Origin of the sequence: Streptomyces ortus (genome assembly GCF_026341275.1) — a bacterium.
Lineage (GTDB): Bacteria > Actinomycetota > Actinomycetes > Streptomycetales > Streptomycetaceae > Streptomyces > Streptomyces ortus.
On sequence record NZ_JAIFZO010000002.1, the window covers coordinates 8,163,669 to 8,182,749 of the forward strand.

Sequence of the window (19,081 nt, forward strand, 5' to 3'; positions counted from 1 at the left end):
TCCCCGCGCCCGCGCGCACCCGCACGACCACCGCCTGCGAAGGACCTCTCCCATGACGGACCTGCACAACGAACCCGCGTCGTCGTCCCCCTCCGCCCGGACGCCAGGCCCCGCCGACGGCACGGTGGAACCCCTGCCGCTCGGTGAGCAGTTCGCGTCGTGGGTGAGCCGTACGCCGGCCGCGCCGGCGGTGACCGACGGCCGGCGGACCTGGTCCTACCGGGAACTGGCGGAGCGGACCGGGCGCCTGGCCGCCGACCTCGTACGGCGCGGGGCCGGGCCCGAGCGGACGGTGGCGCTGGTCCTGCCGCGCTCGCTCGAACTGATCGCCGCCGAACTGGCCGCGGCCCGCGCGGGCGCCGCCTTCCTGCCGGTGGATCCCCAGTACCCGGCCGAGAGGCGCGCGCTGATGCTGGCGGACGCGGCGCCCGCCGTCGTCCTCGACGACCCGGCCGGCCTGCGCGCCGTCATGGAGGCCGCCGGGCCCGCCCCGGCCGACCCGGGCCCGCGAGTCCACGCCGACCAGGCCGCATACGTCATCTACACCTCGGGCTCCACGGGAACTCCCAAGGGCGTGACCGTCACGCACCGGGGCATCGCCGCCTTCACCGCGGGCGCCGCCCGGCAGTACGCCGTGGGCCCGGGCGGCCGGGTCCTGCAGTTCTCCTCGCCCAGCTTCGACGCCTCTGTGCTGGAGCTGTTCATCTCCGTCCTGTCCGGCGCCACCCTCGTCGTACCGCCCGACGGCCCCTGGCTGGGCGACGAACTCGCCGCGGTGGTGAACGAGCACCGCATCACCCACGCGCTGATCCCGCCGGCCGCCCTCGCCACCGTGACCGACCCCGCGACGATCGCCCCGGGACGGCTGAGCACCCTGATCGTGGGAGCCGAGGCATGCCCCGCGGCCCTCGTCGACCAGTGGGCGCCCGGCCGCCGGATGATCAACTCCTACGGTCCCACCGAGACGACCATCGTGGCCTCCTGGACCGGACCGCTGTCCGCGGGAAGCGGCACCCCGAGCATCGGCCGGCCCCTCACCGGTACCGGGACGTATGTGCTGGACGCGGCCATGCGGCCCGTACCGCGGGGAGCGGAGGGTGAACTGTACGTCGGCGGCGTCGGCGTGGCCCGCGGATACCTCAACCGGCCCGGCCTCACCGCCGGCCGCTTCGTCGCCAGCCCCTTCGGGACGCCCGGAGCCAGGCTCTACCGCACGGGCGACCGGGCACGCTGGAACGCGGACGGTGAACTGGAGTACCTGGGCCGCGCCGACCGCCAGGTGAAGGTGCGCGGCTTCCGTATCGAACCCGGGGAGATCGAGACGGCGCTGCGGCGCCACGGCGGGGTGCGCGACGCCGTGGTCGTCGTGCGCGAGGACGAGCCCGGCCGACGGCGACTCGTCGGATACGTCACCCCCACCGACCCGGAACACGCCCCGGACGCGGCCGACTTGCGGGCGGTCGCCGCCGCCGTCCTGCCGCCGCACCTGGTGCCCGCCGCCGTGGTCGTCCTGGACGCCCTGCCGCTCACCCCGCAGAACAAGATCGACCGGCGTGCGCTGCCCGCCCCCGCCCGCACGGTCGCACCGGGCCACGTGGCGCCCCGTACCGCACGGGAGCGGATACTCGCCGGCGTCTGGGCGGACGTCCTCGGAACCGACGCCGTCGGCGTCGAGGACGACTTCTTCGACCTGGGCGGTGACTCGATCCTCGCCGCCCGCGCCCTGGCCCGGATCCGCGAGGAACTCGGCGCACGGCTGTCGGTCCGGGACGTGTTCACCGCGCGGACCGTCGCCGCGCTGGCCCGGCTGCTGCGCCCCTCCACCCTCGTGGCGCCCCCGGACCCCATTCCGGCCGTCCCGCGCGACCGGCCGCTTCCGCTCTCCAGCGCCCAGCGGCGCCTGTGGTTCCTGGACGACCTCACCCCGGGCGGCACCGAGTACAACACCGGTCTGGCGCTGCGGCTGCGCGGCGCCCTGGACGCCGGGGCGCTGCGCCGCGCCCTGGACCGGCTGGCCGCCCGCCACGACTCCCTGCGCACGACCTTCGCCACCGAGGACGGCCAGGGCGTACAACACGTGCACGCGCACGCCCACCTGCCGCTGCGCACCGCCGACGTGACCCATCTGCCCGCCGCCGGGCTCGACGAGGCCGTCGAACGACTGCTCACCGAAGAGCTGGGCCGCCCCTTCGACCTGGCCACCGGTCCCCTCACCCGGGCCCTGCTCGTCCGCCGCGGCGACGACGACCACGTACTGCTGCTGGCCCAGCACCACATCGTCACCGACGGCTGGTCCGTGGGCATCCTGACCCGGGACCTGGCGGCGCTGTACCGGGCCGAGGCGTCCGGCCTGCCGTCCGGCCTGCCCGAACCCCTCGTGCAGTACCCGGACTTCGCCGTGTGGGAGCGGCGGCAGCGCTCCGGCGACGGCGACGCGGCGGACCTCGCGTACTGGAAGCGGCAGCTGGCCGGCATGCCGCAACTCGAGCTGCCGACCGACCGTCCCCGGCCCGTGGTGCGCACCACCGACGGCGAGGCTCACCGGCAACAGCTGCCGACCGAACTGGTCGCGCGGCTGCGGCACCTGGCCGGAGGCCGCGGCACCACTGTCTTCACCCTGTTCGCCGGGGCGGCGGCGGTGCTGTTCTCCCGGTACTCCGGGCAGCGGGACATCGCCCTCGGCACCGTCACCACCGGGCGGGGACGCCGTGAACTGGAGGACGTGACCGGGTTCTTCGCCAACACCGTCGTCCTGCGCGGCGAGGTGGACGACACCATGACCGTCGACCGGTTCGTGGAGAGCATGCGGGCGACGGTGCTGGACGCCTTCGCCCATGAAGCGGTGCCGTTCGACCGGGTGGTGGAGGAACTGGCCCCGACCCGGGACCCGAGCCGTACCCCGCTGGTGCAGGTCCTCGTGGTGCAGCAGACGGCCCAGAGCGACCCGCCGGGGGCCGACGGCGTACGGATCGAACCGCAGCCGCTGCCCCGTCCGGCCGCCCGGTTCGACCTGGTGCTGGAGTTCACACCGCGCACCGACGGCGGCTGCGAGCTGACGGTCGAGTACAACACCGGCCTGTTCGAGGCGCGGACGGTGGCCCGGATGGCCCGCCAGCTCGGCCGGCTCCTGGAGGCCATGGCCGACGGGCCGCACCGCACGGTGGGCGAACTGGCCCTGCTGTCGGACGACGAACGGCACACCGTGCTGGAGGAGTGGAACCCGCCCGCCGAGGACACCGGGCGCGCACCGGCCCGTACCCTGCCCGCCCTGTTCGAGGCACAGGTGGCACGGACGCCCGACCGGACCGCCGTGACCTGCGGACCCGAACGCCTGGACTACGCCGAGGTCAACCGGCGTGCCAACCGGCTCGCGCGGCTGCTGGCCGCCCGCGGTATCGGCCCCGAGAGCCTGGTGGCCCTGTGCCTGCCGCGGACTGCCGGCCTGCCGCCGGTCCTGTGGGCCGTATTGAAGGCGGGCGCCGGATACCTGCCGGTCGACCCCGGCTACCCGGTCGAGCGCATTCGCCTCATGCTCGCCGACGCGGCTCCCGCCCTGGTCCTGGCGACCCGCGAGACCGCCGGAGCGCTGCCCGAGGACTGCGTCCCGCTGCTCCTGGAGGACTGTCTTCCGCAGGAGGACACCGCCACCGCCCCTGCCGACGGGGGCCTCGGCCGGGACGACCTCACCGACGCCGACCGGGTGCGGCCCCTCGACCCGGAGCATCCCGCCTACGTCATCCACACCTCGGGTTCGACCGGACGCCCCAAGGGCGTCGTGGCCACGCACCGCGGTGTCGCGGCCCTCGCGGCCTGGGCGGGGGAACGCTTCGGAGCGCGAGGACTGGCCCACGTCGTCGCCTCCACCTCCCTCAACTTCGACGTGTCGGTCTTCGAGATGCTCTGCCCCCTGCTCGTGGGCGGCGGCATCGAGGTGGTCCCCGACCTCGCCGCGCTCGTCGACACCGCCGAGCCCCGCCGGGCCGGACTCATCAGCGGTGTGCCGTCGGTGATCTCCCGGATGCTCGCCGAGGACGGCGCGCCCGTCACGGCCGACACCGTCGTCCTGGCCGGCGAGGCCCTTCCCGCCCAGACCGTGCAGGACTTGCGGCGGGTCATGCCCGGCTGCGGCCTCGCCAACATCTACGGCCCGACCGAGGCCACCGTCTACGCCACCGCGTGGTTCGCCGGTGACGAGGCACCGGGGCAGGCACCGCCGATCGGCAGGCCCGTGGCGCGTACCCGGGCCTATGTCCTGGACCACTTGCTGTGCCTCCAGCCACCGGGCGTGACGGGAGAGCTGTACCTGGGCGGCGGGGGACTGGCGCGCGGCTACCTGGGGCGGCCGGGACTGACCGCGTCCCGGTTCGTCGCCGACCCCTACGGCGTGCCCGGTGACCGCATGTACCGCACCGGGGACCTGGTCCGGTGGAGCGCCGACGGCGAACTGGAGTACGTGGGCCGCACCGACCAGCAGGTCAAGGTACGCGGCTTCCGCATCGAACTGGGCGAGGTGGAGGAGGCGCTGCGCGGCCTCGACGAAGTCGCGGAGGCGGCGGCCACCGTGTGGGAGAGCGAGGGCCACCGCCGGCTGGTCGGCTATGTCGTGCCCGCCCCGGACACGAGCGTCGAACCGGAGGAGGTGCGCCGGACCCTCGGTCGCACCCTGCCCGACTACATGGTGCCCACGGCCGTCACGGTCCTGGCGGAGCTGCCCCTCAACCCCAACGGCAAGCTGGACCGGGGCCGCCTCCCGGACCCGGGACCCGCCCGCGCCCGTACGCACCGCGTGGCCCCGCGTACGGCCACCGAACGCATCCTCGCCACCGTCTGGGCCGACATCCTGCGCGTGGACCGCATCGGGGTGGACGACAACTTCTTCATGCTGGGCGGCGACTCCATCCTCAGCATCCAGGTGGTGGCCCAGGCCCGGCAGGCCGGCCTCACCCTGACCTCCCGGGACGTCTACCGCCACCAGACGATCGCCGCCCTCGCCCGCTGCGCCGACGCGGCCGGCGGGCGCGCGCCCACCGCCCCGGCCCCCGTTCCCGCCACCGGCGCCGCGCCCCTGACCCCCATCCAGCGCTGGCTGTTCGACAGCGCCGGCCGGCACGCGGGCCGCTTCGCCCAGACCCTGTCGTTCCAGGTCCCCGACGACCTGGACCCGACAGCCCTGGAGGACGCCCTCAACGACCTCGTCACCCACCACGACGCGCTGCGCTCGCGCTTCCTCCCGGCAGACACAGGGGGCGAGGAGACAGGCGGAGAGCGGACAGAGGGCGCCGCACCGCCCGCCGTCTGGCGCATCGAGGACACGGCGCCCCGCGTCCGTCTCGCCCGCCACACCGGCCCGGACACCGACGCGCCGCACCACGGCCCCTTCGACCTGCGCCGCGGCCCGCTGCTGCGCGCGGTCCTGCACGACCGCGGCCCCGGCCGGTCCCGCGTCCTGCACCTGTCCGTCCACCACCTGGTCGTCGACGGCGTGTCCTGGCGCGTACTCATGGAGGACCTGGACCGCGCCTACCGCGCCCGGCGGGAGGGCGGGGGCGGACGGGCGGCGCTGCCCCCGAAGAGTTCACCGCTGCGGCACTGGGCCCGGCGACTGGCCGCCCACGCCGCCGACGGCGGCTTCGACGACGAGGCCGCGTACTGGACCGACGCCGTCGCGGACGCCGGCGCCGCCGTGCCCACCGACGGCGACGGCCCCAACACCTACGCCTCCGCCCGCTCGGTGACCGTCCGCCTCACGCCCGAGGACACCTCGGCCCTGCTGCGTACCCTGCCGGAGACCTACCGCACCAGGGTCAACGACGTGCTGCTGAGCGCGCTCGGCCGGGTGCTGTGCGCGTGGACCGGCCACGAGCGGGTCCTGGTGGACGTCGAGGGACACGGCCGCGAGGAGCTGTTCGCCGACGTGGACACCAGCCGCACCCTCGGCTGGTTCACCACCCGCCACCCCGTCGCCCTGGCAGTCCCGCCCGACGCCGACTGGGACGCCGTGCTCAAGCAGGTCAAGGAACAGGTGCGCGCGGTGCCCCGGCACGGCGTCGGACACGACGTCCTGCGGTACCTCGCCCGCCCGGGGACCCTCCCCGAGGCACCGGAAGCACAGGTCAGCTTCAACTACCTGGGCAGGTTCGGCCTCCCGGACACCACCGGAGGCCTGTACGAGGGCCCGTTCCGCACCCTGGAACTGGACGCCGACCCCGCCGCCCTGCGCCCGCACCCCCTGGAGGTCGTCGGCCGACTGGACGGCGACGCGCTGGAGTTCAGCTGGTTCTACTCCGACGGACTGCACACGCGGACGACCGTCGCCGTACTGGCCGCGCACTTCGCCGACGCGCTGACCGGCATCGCACGGCACGCCCGCCGGCCCGGCAGCGGTGGACGCACCCCCTCGGACTTCCCACTGGCCCGGCTCGACCAGGCGGCCGTGGACCGGATCGTCGGCGACGACCCGCACGCGGTGGAGGACATCCATCCGCTCACCCCGACCCAGACGGGCATGCTCTTCCACCGGCTCTCCCAGGACGATCTGGGCGTCTACTTCCAGCAGCTGACCTTCGACCTGGACGGTGTGCCCGACCCGGCGGCGCTCGCGGCGGCCTGGCAGCGTGTCACCGACCACACGCCCGTACTGCGGGGCCGCGTCGTCTGGCAGGACGTACCCGAGCCGCTGCTGGTGGTGCAGCGGCACGTGACCGTGCCCGTGACCCACCTGGACTGGCGCGGCCTGGACGAGGAGGAGCGCGAGCACCGGCTGCGGGACCTCCTCGACCGGGACCGCGAGCAGGGCATCGACCTCGGCCGGGCCCCGCTCCAGCGGCTGGTGCTCGCCCGGACCTCCGACGGCGGCGTACGGGTGGTGTGGTCGTTCCACCACCTGGTGCTGGACGGCTGGAGTCTGTTCCAGGTGCTGTCCGACGTGTTCACCGGGCACGCCACGGGCGGGCGCGAGCCGCTGCCCGACCGGCGCCCCTTCCGGGACTACGTCGCCTGGCTGCACGAGCGGGACGGCGCGGAGGCCGAACGGCACTGGCGGCGGCGCCTCGCGGACCTGGCCGACGCCACCGCGCTGCCGTACGACCGGGAGCCGCGCGAGAGCCACCGCGCGGAGTCCACCGCGGCGGTCCGCACCACCGTGGACACCGCCACCACCCGGGTACTGGAGGAACTGGCCAGGACGGCCGGGCTCACCCTCAACACCCTCGTGCAGGGTGCCTGGGCACTGCTGCTGAGCCGTCAGGCCCGCCGCGGCGACGTCGTGTTCGGCACGACCGTGTCCGGGCGGCCCCCCGAGCTGCCGGGCGCGGACACCATGACCGGGCTCTTCATCACGACCCTGCCCACGCGGGTGACCGTGCCCCACGACAGGTCCCTGCTCGACTGGCTGCGCGACCTCCAGCAGGAGCAGAGCGAGGACCGCCGCCACGACCACGTGCCGCTCACCCGGATGAAGGGGTTCACCGAACTCCCAGAACGCGCTGCCCTGTTCGACAGCATCGTCGTCTTCGAGAACTACCCCGTCGACGACGAACTGGCCGCCGCGCACGGGCTGCGGCTGAGCGCCCTGGACGGCGTCGAGACCACCAACTACCCGCTGAGCCTGGTGGCCTACCCGGGCGCCGGACTCGGACTGCGGCTCGGCTACGACCCTCGGCTGTTCGACGAGGACACCGTCGAGCGCATGGTCGAGTACCTCACCGTCCTGCTGGCGAACATGGCGGCGACCCCCCAACTGCCGCCCGCCCGACTGCCGTTGCTCACGGCCGACCGCCGCCGTCAGGTGGTCGAGGAGTGGAACGACACGGCCACCGGCACGTCCGAGTCCGAGTCCGGGGCCGGGTCCGAGGCCACGGTGGCGGAGCTGTTCGCCGCGCAGGTCCGGCGCACGCCGGGCGCCGTGGCCCTGGAGACGGACGCGGAGCGGCTCAACTACCGGGAACTCGACGCCCGGGCCGCCCTGTTGGCCGGCCGGCTCGCCGCGCTCGGTGTGGCCGCCGAGGTCCCGGTCGGCGTGCTGATGGACCGTTCGGCCGACCTCGTGGTGGTCCAGCTCGCGCTGGTCCGCACCGGGGGCGTGTTCGTACCGCTGGACAGCCGGGCACCGCGCGAGCGGCTGCGCCGGATGCTCGCCGAGGCGGGCGCGCGACTGCTGCTCACCGACGCAGACGCGAACGCCACGAACACGGACGCCGACGCGAACACGGACACCGGCCGGCAGGTCACAGCGGCGGAGATACTGCCCGACGGGACGACGCTGCGGGTGGCCGAACTCCTCCGCGCGGACGTACCGGGCATGGCCTTACAGGACGCGGACGTGCTGGGCGCGGCTGCGCCGGGCTCGGACGGTGAGGGTGCGCGCCTCGCGCGGATCCACCCGGACAACGTCCAGTACCTGATGTTCACCTCCGGCTCCACCGGCATCCCCAAGGGCGTCGCGGTGCGCGGGCGGGACGTCGCCGCGCTCGCCCTCGACAGCGCCTTCGCCGGACACGACCGGGTCCTCGTGCACTCCCCGCACGCCTTCGACGCCGCCACCTACGAGCTGTGGGTGCCGCTGCTGCGCGGCGGAACGGCCGTACTGGCCCCGCCGGCCGACCTCGACGCCGGCGTCGTGCGCCGCGCGATCACCGAGCGGGGAGTGCGCTGCCTGTGGCTGACCGCCGGACTGTTCCGGCTGCTCGCCCAGGAGGACCCCACCTGCCTGCGCGGCGCCCACGAGGTGTGGACCGGCGGCGAGGCCGTACCCGGCGCGGTGGTGGGCCGCGTGCTCGACGCCTGCCCCGGCCTCACCGTCGTCGACGGCTACGGGCCGACCGAGACCACCACCTTCGCGACCCGGCGCGTCTTCCACACCGGTGACCCGCTGCCGCCGGTGCTGCCCATCGGACGGCCGCTCGACAACACGCGCGTGTACGTGCTGGACGGCACCCTCCAGCCGCAACCGCCCGGCATACCGGGGGAGTTGTACATCGCGGGCGCAGGCCTCGCCCGCGGCTATGCCGGGCGCCCCGGTGCGACCGCCGCACGCTACCTGGCGGATCCGTTCGGCCCCTCCGGCGGGCGGATGTACCGCACCGGGGACATCGTGCGGTGGAGCGCCGACGGCGAACTGCACTTCGTGGGACGCGCGGACGACCAGGTCAAGATCAGGGGATTCCGCGTCGAACCCACCGAGATCGAGGCCCGGCTCACCGCCCACCCGGCCGTCGCCGAGGCGGTCGTCTCGCTGTACGAGCACGCCGGACGCAAGCGGCTGGCCGCGCACCTCGTGCCCGTGCCCCGGGCCGCCGTGCCCTCCGCGGACGAGCTGCGCGCGCACGTCGTCGCCGAACTGCCCGACTACATGGCGCCCGCCGCCTTCGTCACACTGGCCGAGCTGCCCCTGACGGCCAACGGCAAGGTGGACCGGCGCCGGCTGCCCGCACCCGACTGGACGGCGGGCGGCGAGAGCGGGTACCGGGCGCCGCGCACCGAGACCGAGCGGACCCTCGCCGGGATCTGGGCGCAGCTGCTCGGAGTGGAACGGGTCGGCGCCGACACCAACTTCTTCACCCTGGGCGGCGATTCGATCCTCAGCATCCAGGTCGTCTCCCGCGCCCGCGCCGCCGGACTCGCGCTCACCCCGAGGGATCTGTTCCGGCATCCGACGGTCGCCGCCCTGGCCGCCGCGGCGACCACCGGCACGGCCGTACCGGTCGCGGGGACCGGTCCGGTCAGCGGTGACGTGCCGCTCGCCCCGATCCAGCACTGGTTCCTCGAACCCGGCCCGCCGCGGCCGGAGTTCTTCAACCAGTCCGTCGTCGTGGAGACGCCCGGCGACGTCGACGCGGCGGCCCTGCGCCGCGCCCTGGCGGCCGTGTACGCGCATCACGACGCCCTGCGCTGCCGTTTCGTCCGGTCCGCCGACGGTTCCTGGCATCAGGAGTGCCCGGCAGTCGGCGCTGAGCCCCCCGAGCTGCTGACGGTTCACGATGTGGGCGGGCTCGGTGAGACGGCGGCCGAGGAGGCCGAGGCCCGGGTGACGGCCGAGGCGCACGCCTCCTTCCGCCTCGCGCAGGGACCGATGTTGGCGGCCCGCCTGTTCACCGGCACCACCGGCGCGAGCACGGACACCACCGGCGCAACCACCGGAGCCGCCGGTGCCCGCCTGCTCCTGGTCGTGCACCACCTGGTCGTCGACGGCGTCTCCTGGCGCGTCCTGCTGGAAGACCTGGAGACCGCCTACGGGCAGGCCCTCGCCGGGGACCCCGTACGCCTGCCGGAGCGGACGACCTCCGTCCAGGAGTGGACGCGGCGGCTGCGCGCGTACACCGCGGCGGGCGGTTTCGCCGCGCAGCGCGAGCACTGGGAGACGGTGGCCCGGCACTGTGCCGCACCCCTGCCGGTGGACGGCGACGGCGCCGACCTCCTGACCGACGTGGACGGCGACGGCGGCAACACCATGGCCGACGTGGACACCGTGACCGTACGCCTCGACCGGCGGCGTACGGACGCCCTGCTGCGGGAGGTGCCGGCCGTCTACCGCACCCGCGTGGACGACGTCCTGCTGACCGCCCTCGGCCGGGTGCTCGCCGACTGGGCCGGACGGCGGACCGTCGCCGTCGGCTTGGAGGGACACGGCCGCGAGGACCAGCTCTTCGACGACGTCGACCTGTCCCGCACGGTCGGCTGGTTCACCAGTCTGTTCCCCGTCGCCCTCGACCTCACGGACGTCCCGGACGGGGAGTGGGGCGCGGCCCTGAAGTCCGTCAAGGAGCAGTTGCGGGCCGTGCCCGCGCGGGGCCTGGGCCACGGAGCCCTGCGCCACCTGGTGCGCGACGAGCGCCTGGCCGACGCGCCCGTGCCCGGCGTCAGCTTCAACTACCTGGGACGCTTCGACTGGTCGGCCCCGGGCGGCGCCCTGGTGCGTTCCGTGCCCGGCGGCCTCGACGGCGCCGAGGCACCGGAGTCCGTACGCCCGCACCTGCTCGACGTGGTCGCCCGCGTCGAGGACGGCGAACTGGAGATCGGCTGGCACTACAGCAGGCGCCTGCACCGGCAGGAGACCGTCGACGGACTCGCGGCGGACATGCTGCGGGCCCTGGAGGACATCGTCGCCCACTGCGCCGGGCCGGACGCGGGAGGCCGTACGCCGTCGGACTTCCCGCTGGTCCGGATCGAACAGGCCGCCGTCGACCGGGTGGTGGGCGACGGCCGTACGGTCGACGACCTGTACCCCCTGACGCCTATGCAGTCCGGCATGCTGTTCCACAGCCTGCTGGACCCCGACAGCCGCACCTACGTCAATCAGGTGCAGTTGGTGCTGTTGGGCATCACCGAGCCGCAGGCCCTGGCCGAGGCGTGGCAGCGGACGGTGGACGCCAACCCGATGCTGCGCGCCCATCCGGTGTGGCAGGAGACCGCCGAGCCCATGCAGGCCGTGCGGCGGCGGGCCACCGTGCCCGTCACGCACCACGACTGGTCCGGCTGGTCCGCCGAGCGGTGCGGGACGGAACTCGCGCGGCTGGTCGACGAGGACCGGCAGACGGGCCTCGACCTGGAGAGGGCCCCGCTGATGCGCCTGGCCCTGATCCGGCTCTCGCCCGACCGGGTGCGCCTGCTGTGGACCTTCCACCACCTGCTGCTCGACGGATGGAGCGCGGCCCAGGTCTTCGACGAGGTCTGCGAGCGGTACGCGGCCCTCACGACGGGCCGCCGCCCGGACGTGCCCGACCGGGCCGCTTTCGCCGACTACCTCGGCTGGCTGGCCCGGCAGGACACCGGGCGGGCGGAAGCGTACTGGCGCGAGGCCCTGGCCGGCTTCCCCGTGGCGACCGCTCTGCCGCGCGACCGGCGGCCCGCCGAGGCGCACCGCACCTCGTCCTCCGGGTCGGTGCGGGTGACGCTCGACGCGGACGTGTCGGCGCGGCTGCGGGAGACGGCGCAGGCGGCCGGGCTGACCCTCAACACCGTGCTGCAGGGGGCCTGGGCGCTGCTGCTGTCGCGCTACGGCGGCGGGGACGACGTGGTGTTCGGCACCACCGTCTCGGGGCGGCCCGCCGATCTGCCGGGGGTGACCTCCATGGTCGGCCTGTTCATCAACACCCTGCCCACCCGGGCGCGGATCGACGGAGGGCGCCCGCTGCTGGACTGGCTGGGCGAACTCCAGGCCGCCCAGTCGGAGTCCCGGCGCCACGACTTCGTCCCCCTCGCCCAGCTCCAGACCTGGAGTCAAGTACCCGGCGGCACCTCGCTGTTCGACAGCATCGTGGTCTTCGAGAACTATCCGTTCGACGCGGACGCCCTGGCCCGGCACGGCCTCGCCATGGAGCAGGAACGCGATGTGGAGCCGACCAACTACCCGCTCAGCGTGGTGGTCGCGCCCGGCGACACCCTCACCGTCACCCTGGACTACGATCCCGCCGCCTTCGACGCGGCCACGGTGGACGGCATCGGCGCGAGCCTGCGCACGCTGCTGACCGGGATGGCCACCGGACCTGACCGTGCCTTGGCCGATCTGCCGCTGGTGTCCGCCGAGGAGGGCCGACGGTTGCTGGACCGCTTCGGCGGCCCGGTGGTCGAGGCCCCGTGCCGCACGCTGCCCGAGGCCTTCCGCGCCCAGGTCGCGCGGACCCCCGACGCCGTGGCCGTGCTCGGCGGCGGCCGGGAACAGCTCACCTACCGGCAGCTCGACGAGCGCTCCGACCTGGTGTCCCGACTGCTCGTCGAGGCCGGGGCAGGGCCCGAACGGTTCGTCGCGCTCGCCCTGCCGCGCACCCCGGACCTGATCGTGGCGCTCCTGGCGGTCCTCAAGAGCGGCGCCGCCTATCTGCCCGTCGACCCGGGGTACCCGGCCGAGCGCATCGCCTTCCTCTTCGACGACGTGCGGCCCGAAGCGGTCGTCACCCGCGCGGAGACGGGCGGGCGACTGCCGGACGGGCCGTTCACCCGCATCGCCCTCGACGACCCCGCCGTCGCCGCACGCCTGGCCGCCCTGTCCGACGCCGACAGCGCAGCAGACGACCCCGCCGACGCCGAAGACGACCCCGCAGAGGACCCCGCCGGCGAGGGCATCACCGGTTACGGCATCCCCGGTGACGGCATCGCCGGTGACGACATCACCGACGCCGACCGGCACGATCGGCTGCTGCCCGACCATCCCGCCTACGTCATCCACACCTCCGGCTCGACCGGCCGGCCCAAGGGCGTCGTCGTCTCCCAGGCGTCCGTGCTGGCCCTGACCGACTGGGCCGCCGCCGAGTTCGGCGACGGACACGGCCTGGAGCACGTGGTGGCCTCCACCTCGCTCAACTTCGACGTGTCCGTGTTCGAGATCTTCTCGCCCCTGCTGTCCGGTGGCCGCGTCGAGATCGTCCACGACCTGCTGGCCCTCGCCGAACGCGAGGAGCCCTGGCAGGCGGGACTGCTCAGCGCGGTGCCCTCCGCGCTGGGACGGCTGCTGGCGGAGGACACCGTCCACGTCGACGCCGGCACGGTCGTCCTCGCCGGCGAGGCGCTGCCCGCGCGGACCGTGCGCCAGGTCCGCTCGGCGGTCCCCGGCTGCCGGGTGATGAACATCTACGGCCCCACCGAGGCCACCGTCTACGCCACCGCCTTCACCTGCGACCCGGCCGAACCCGACCGCGTACCGTCCATCGGCCGGCCCGTCGGCGGAGCCCGCGCCTACGTCCTGGACGCCCGGCTGCGCCCGGTGCCGGCCGGAGTGCCGGGCGACCTGTACCTGGCCGGGACCGGGGTGGCCCGCGGGTACCTCGACCGGCCGGGCCTGACCGCCTCCCGTTTCCCGGCCGACCCCTTCGGCCCGCCCGGCGGCCGGATGTACCGCACCGGAGACCTCGTACGGTGGACGGCCGACGGCGAGCTGGTCTACCTCGGCCGCTCGGACGACCAGGTGAAGGTGCGCGGCTTCCGCATCGAACTCGGCGAGGTGGAGGCCGCGTTGACCCGGCACCCCGAGGTGTCCGCGGCGGCTGCCCGCGTGGTCGAGCACGACGGCCACAAGAGGCTGGTGGCGTACGCGGTCCCCGAGGGCCCCGGACTTCCCGGCTCCGCCGAGCTGCGGACCTTCCTCGCGCGTACGCTCCCCGACCACCTGGTCCCCGCACTCGTCGTGCCGCTGGAACGGCTGCCCCTCGGAGCCACCGGCAAGCTGGACCGGCGCGCACTGCCCGACCCCGTGTGGTCGGCGCCCGGCGGGGGCGGGGACCGCCCGCCGCGCACCGAGGCCGAGCGGGTGCTCGCCGCGATCTGGGCCGAGGTGCTGGGCGTGCCCGAGGTGGGCGCGCGGGACAACTACTTCGCGCTCGGCGGTGACTCCGTCCTCGGCATCCAGATCGTCTCCGCCGCCCGCAGGGCCGGTCTCGCGCTGACACCCCGGCACCTGTTCCGCCACCAGACCGTGGCCGAACTCGCCGCCGCGGCCGAGACCCCCGCGGCCCCGCGGACCCCGGCGGACCAGGGGCCGGTGGCCGGGGACGTACCGCTGACCCCCGTGCAGCACTGGCTGTTCGACGACCTCACCGGCGACCCCGCCCGGCTGACGCAGGCCGTCTCCTTCCACCTGGCCGCCGACACCGACGAGTCGCTGGTGCGGGCCGCCCTGGCCGTCGTCCTGGACCACCACGACGCGCTGCGCCTGCGCTTCGAGCCGTCCGGCGACGGACGGTGGCGGCAGCGCGGTACGGCACCGGGGGAGGCGCCGCGACTGGAGGTGCACGACGTCTTGGGCGGTCACCACGGGTCGACCTCGACCTCGACCTCGGGTGAGGCGTCCGACGCCTCCGACGGCTCCGATACGGCAATACGCGCCCTCGCCGACCGCCTGTGCGCCGCATTCGACCTCGCCGAGGGGCCCCTCATCCGGGCCGCCCTGTGCCGGCGCGGCGGTGACCGGCGGCCGGTGCTGCTGCTGGCCGCCCACCACCTGGTCGTGGACGCGGTGTCCTGGCGGCTGATCCTGGAGGACCTGGAGACCGCCTACCGCGCCCTGCGTGCCGGGAAGCGGCCCGAGCTCGGCCCCAAAAGCACCTCCTTCCGGACGTGGGCCCGGCGCCTGGCCACCCACACCGAATCCGGCGGCTTCGACGACGAACTCGCCCACTGGCAGGGCCTGTCCGCCGACGCCACCCCCCTGCCGACCGACCTCACCGGCGCCAACACGGCCGCCCACGAGGAGACGGTGACGGTGCGCCTGGACGCCGACGAGACCCGGCGGCTGCTCCAGGACGTACCGGACGTCTACCGCACCCGCGTCAACGACGTCCTGCTGTGCGCCCTGGGCCGGGTCCTGGCCCGCTGGACCGGGCGGGACCGCGTCATGGTGGCGCTGGAGGGCCACGGCAGGGAGGACCTGTTCGACGACGTCGACCTGGCCCGTACCGTCGGCTGGTTCACCACCATGTTCCCCGTCGCGCTGGACGTGCCCGGGAACGCGGGCACCGGGGCGGCGCTGAAGGCCGTCAAGGAGAGCCTGCGGGCCGTGCCGAGGGGCGGACTGGGCTACGGCGCCCTGCGCCGTCTGCACCCCGACCGCGACCAGTTCGGCCTGCCGGGACTGCCGCAGATCGGCTTCAACTACCTGGGCCAGCAGGACAGGACCACCACCGTGGACGGCCTGCTGCACGCCCCGTACGCCGGACTCGTCGGCGGCCTCGACCCCGCGGCGGACCGGCCGCACCTCCTCGACGTGCTGGGCCATGTCACCGACAGGCGGCTGGAGTTCACCTGGTCGTACTCGCGCGAGGTGCACGAGCGGGACACGGTCGCCCGGCTGGCCGCCGAACTGGCCGACGAACTGCGGCACATCGTGCGGCACTGCGCCGAACCCGGCGCCGGAGGCCGTAGCCCGTCGGACTTCCCCCTGGCGTCCCTGGACCAGCCGACGGTGGACCGGCTGGTGGGCACCGGCCGCGACATCGTGGACCTCCACCCCCTCACCCCCACCCAGACCGGCATGGTCGTGCACGGCCTGGACGAGCCGGGCCGGGGCATGTACGTCGAGCAGATCACGTTCGTCGCGGACGGGGCAGGTGACCCGCGACTGCTCGCCGCCGCCTGGCAGCACGTGGTCGACCGCACGCCCGTCCTGCGCACCACCGTGGTCCTGAACGGTGTCCCCGCCCCGCTCCAGGCCGTGCACCGCACCGCCGTGCTGCCGGTCACCGAGCACGACTGGTCCGCCCTGACCCCGGACGCGCGCGACACGGCACTGGAACGGCTGCTCGCCGAGGACAAGACCCGCGGCCTGGCCCTGGACCGGGCCCCGCTGCTGCGTCTCGCCCTGATCCGGCTCGGACCCGACCAGGTGCGGGTCGTGTGGACCTTCCACCACGTCCTGCTGGACGGCTGGAGCGTCTTCCACGTCCTGTCCGACGTCATGGCCGCGCACGCGGCGCTCGTCCGGGGCGAGGAACCCCGACTGCCGGACCGACGCCCGTTCGGCGACTACGCGGCCTGGCTCGCGGCCCGGGAGACCGCGCCCGCCGAGGAGCACTGGCGGAGCGCCCTCGCGGACCTCACCGCCCCCACCCCCCTGCCCTACGACCGCAGGCCCGCCCACAGCTCCGCGACCCGCTCCGACACCTGGCTGTCCCAGTGGCTTGACACCGAGGAGACGAAGCGGCTGGAGGACTTCGCCCGCCGGAACCGCCTGACCCTCAACACCGTCGCGCAGGGCGCCTGGGCGCTGCTGCTGTCGCGGTGGAGCGGCGAACGCGAGGTGTGCTTCGGCACCACCGTCTCCGGGCGGCCCGCCGACCTGCCCGGCGCCGACACCATCACCGGCCTGTTCATCACCACCCTGCCCGCCCGGGCCACCGTCGACGGGAGCGCGCCCTGCGGCACCTGGCTGCGGGACACCCAGGCCGTACGGGCCGAGGACCGCCGCTTCGACCACGTCCCCCTGACCGACCTCCAGGCGTGGAGCGGGCTGCCCGCCGGGACGCCGATGTTCGACAGCCTCCTGGTCTTCGAGAACTATCCGGTCGGCGACGCCACGGCCGGCGCCCACGGCGTACGCGTCCACGACCTCGACGCCCGGGAGGCGACCAACTACCCCCTCACCGTGGTGATCTCGCCCGGCGAACGGCTCGGCGTCGAACTCGGCTACGACCCGCGCCACTTCGACGCGGCCACGGCCGGCTCCCTCGCCGCCCAACTCCTGCACACGCTGCGTGAACTGGCCGCCGCCCAGGACGCCGACCGCCTGGACGCGATCGACATCCTGCCGCCCGGCGAACGGGCCCGGCTGCTGCACGGCCCCGCCCGCCCGACCCTGGCACCGGTGGCCCCCGCGACCCTGCCCGCCCTGATCGAGGCGGCCGTGGACCGCCGTCCCACGGCCACGGCACTGAGTGCGCCCGGCCTGTCCCTGACCTTCGCCGAGACGGAGGAGCGGGCCAACCGCCTGGCGCACCGGCTCCTCGCGCGTGGCGCGGGCCCCGGCGCGGTCGTCGCCCTGGTCCTGCCGCGCTCGGCGGACATGGTCCTCGCCCAGCTCGCGGTCACCAAGGCGGGCGCCGCCTTCCTGCCGGTGGATCCCGACTACCCGCCGGAGCGGGTGGCGTTCATGCTGCGGGACGCGGCGCCCGCCGTGACCCTCGACGCCGCCGAGGTGTCCGCGCTGCTCGCGGACGAGCACGGGGAATCCGAAAGGCAAGGGGAAAGCGGCGTTCCCGGCCGTCGGCCCACCGACGCCGACCGACACCGTCCGCTGGACCTGGACGACCCCGCCTACGTCATCTACACCTCCGGCTCCACCGGCACCCCCAAGGGCGTCGTGATCACCCACCGGGGCCTGGCCGCCTTCGCCGCCGCCGAGGCCGCGCACTACCGGGTGGCACCCGACGACCGGGTGCTGGCTTTCGCCACGCCCAGCTTCGACGCCTCCGTACTGGAGCTGTGCATGTCCCTGCCGCAGGGCGCCCGCCTGGTCGTCCCGCCCCCCGGCCCGCTCCTCGGGGCCGAACTCGCCGACGTGCTGCGCACCGGCCGCATCACCCACACCCTGCTGCCCCCGGCCGCGCTCGGCACCCTGCCGCCGGACACCCCCGGCACCCTGCCCGACCTCAAGACCCTGACCGTGGGAGCCGACGCGTGCGGCGCCGACCTGGTCGCCCGCTGGGCCCCGCACCACCGCCTGGTCAACTCCTACGGCCCGACCGAGGCGACCGTCGTCGCCACCTGGTCGGACGCGCTGGAGGCCAACGGCAGCGCCCCGCCCATCGGCCGCCCGCTGCCCGCCACCGGGGCATACGTCCTGGACGCCCGACGGCGGCCGGTCCCCGACGGCGTGCCGGGCGAACTGTGGCTGAGCGGACCGGCGCTGGCCCGCGGCTACCTGGGCCGGCCCGGTCTGACCGCGACCCGCTTCACCGCCGACCCGTTCGGGCCGCCCGGCACCCGGATGTACCGCACCGGGGACCTCGTACGACGCGACACCCGCGGCGAGCTGCACTACCTGGGCCGCACCGACCACCAGCTCAAGCTGCGCGGCCACCGCATCGAGGCGGGCGAGGTCGAGGCCACCCTCGTACGCCACCCGGCCGTGCTGGACGCCCTGGTGAGCGTACGGCAGGACGACCCCGGCCTGCCGCGGCTGGTCGCCCACCTGGTGCGCGCGCCCGACGCGGAGATCCCCACCGCCGCCGAACTGCGGGCGCTGGCCGCCGCGACCCTGCCGGGCCCGATGGTGCCGACCGCGTACGTCGTACTCGACCGGTTCCCGCTCACCGAGAACGGCAAGACCGACCGGGCCGCCCTGCCCGCGCCCGACGCGCCGCGGACCGCGGAGCATGTCGCCCCCCGGACCCCCACCGAGGAGATCCTCGCCGCACTGTGGGAAGAGGTGCTGGACACGCGCGTCGGCGCCGAGGACGACTACTTCGATCTGGGCGGCGACTCCCTGCGCGCCCTCCACATCTCCTCACGGGCCAACGACGCCTTCGGCACGCACCTCACACCCCGTGACGTCCTGGTCCACCGCACGGTCGCCGCCCTGGCCGACCTGGTGGAGGAACAGGTGCTCAGCGAACTCGAAGACGCCGTACGCGGCGACAGCGACCACGACGAACGGTGA

1 protein-coding gene is annotated in these 19,081 nt (G+C 74.9%); it reads left to right on the forward strand.

Annotation, left to right across the window (positions count from 1 at the left end; all coding sequences use genetic code 11):
- The first annotated feature begins 52 nt into the window (after positions 1–52).
- Complete coding sequence (locus tag K3769_RS38805) at positions 53–19,081, forward strand: non-ribosomal peptide synthetase (RefSeq protein WP_267030899.1); 19,029 nt, start codon at positions 53–55, stop codon at positions 19,079–19,081.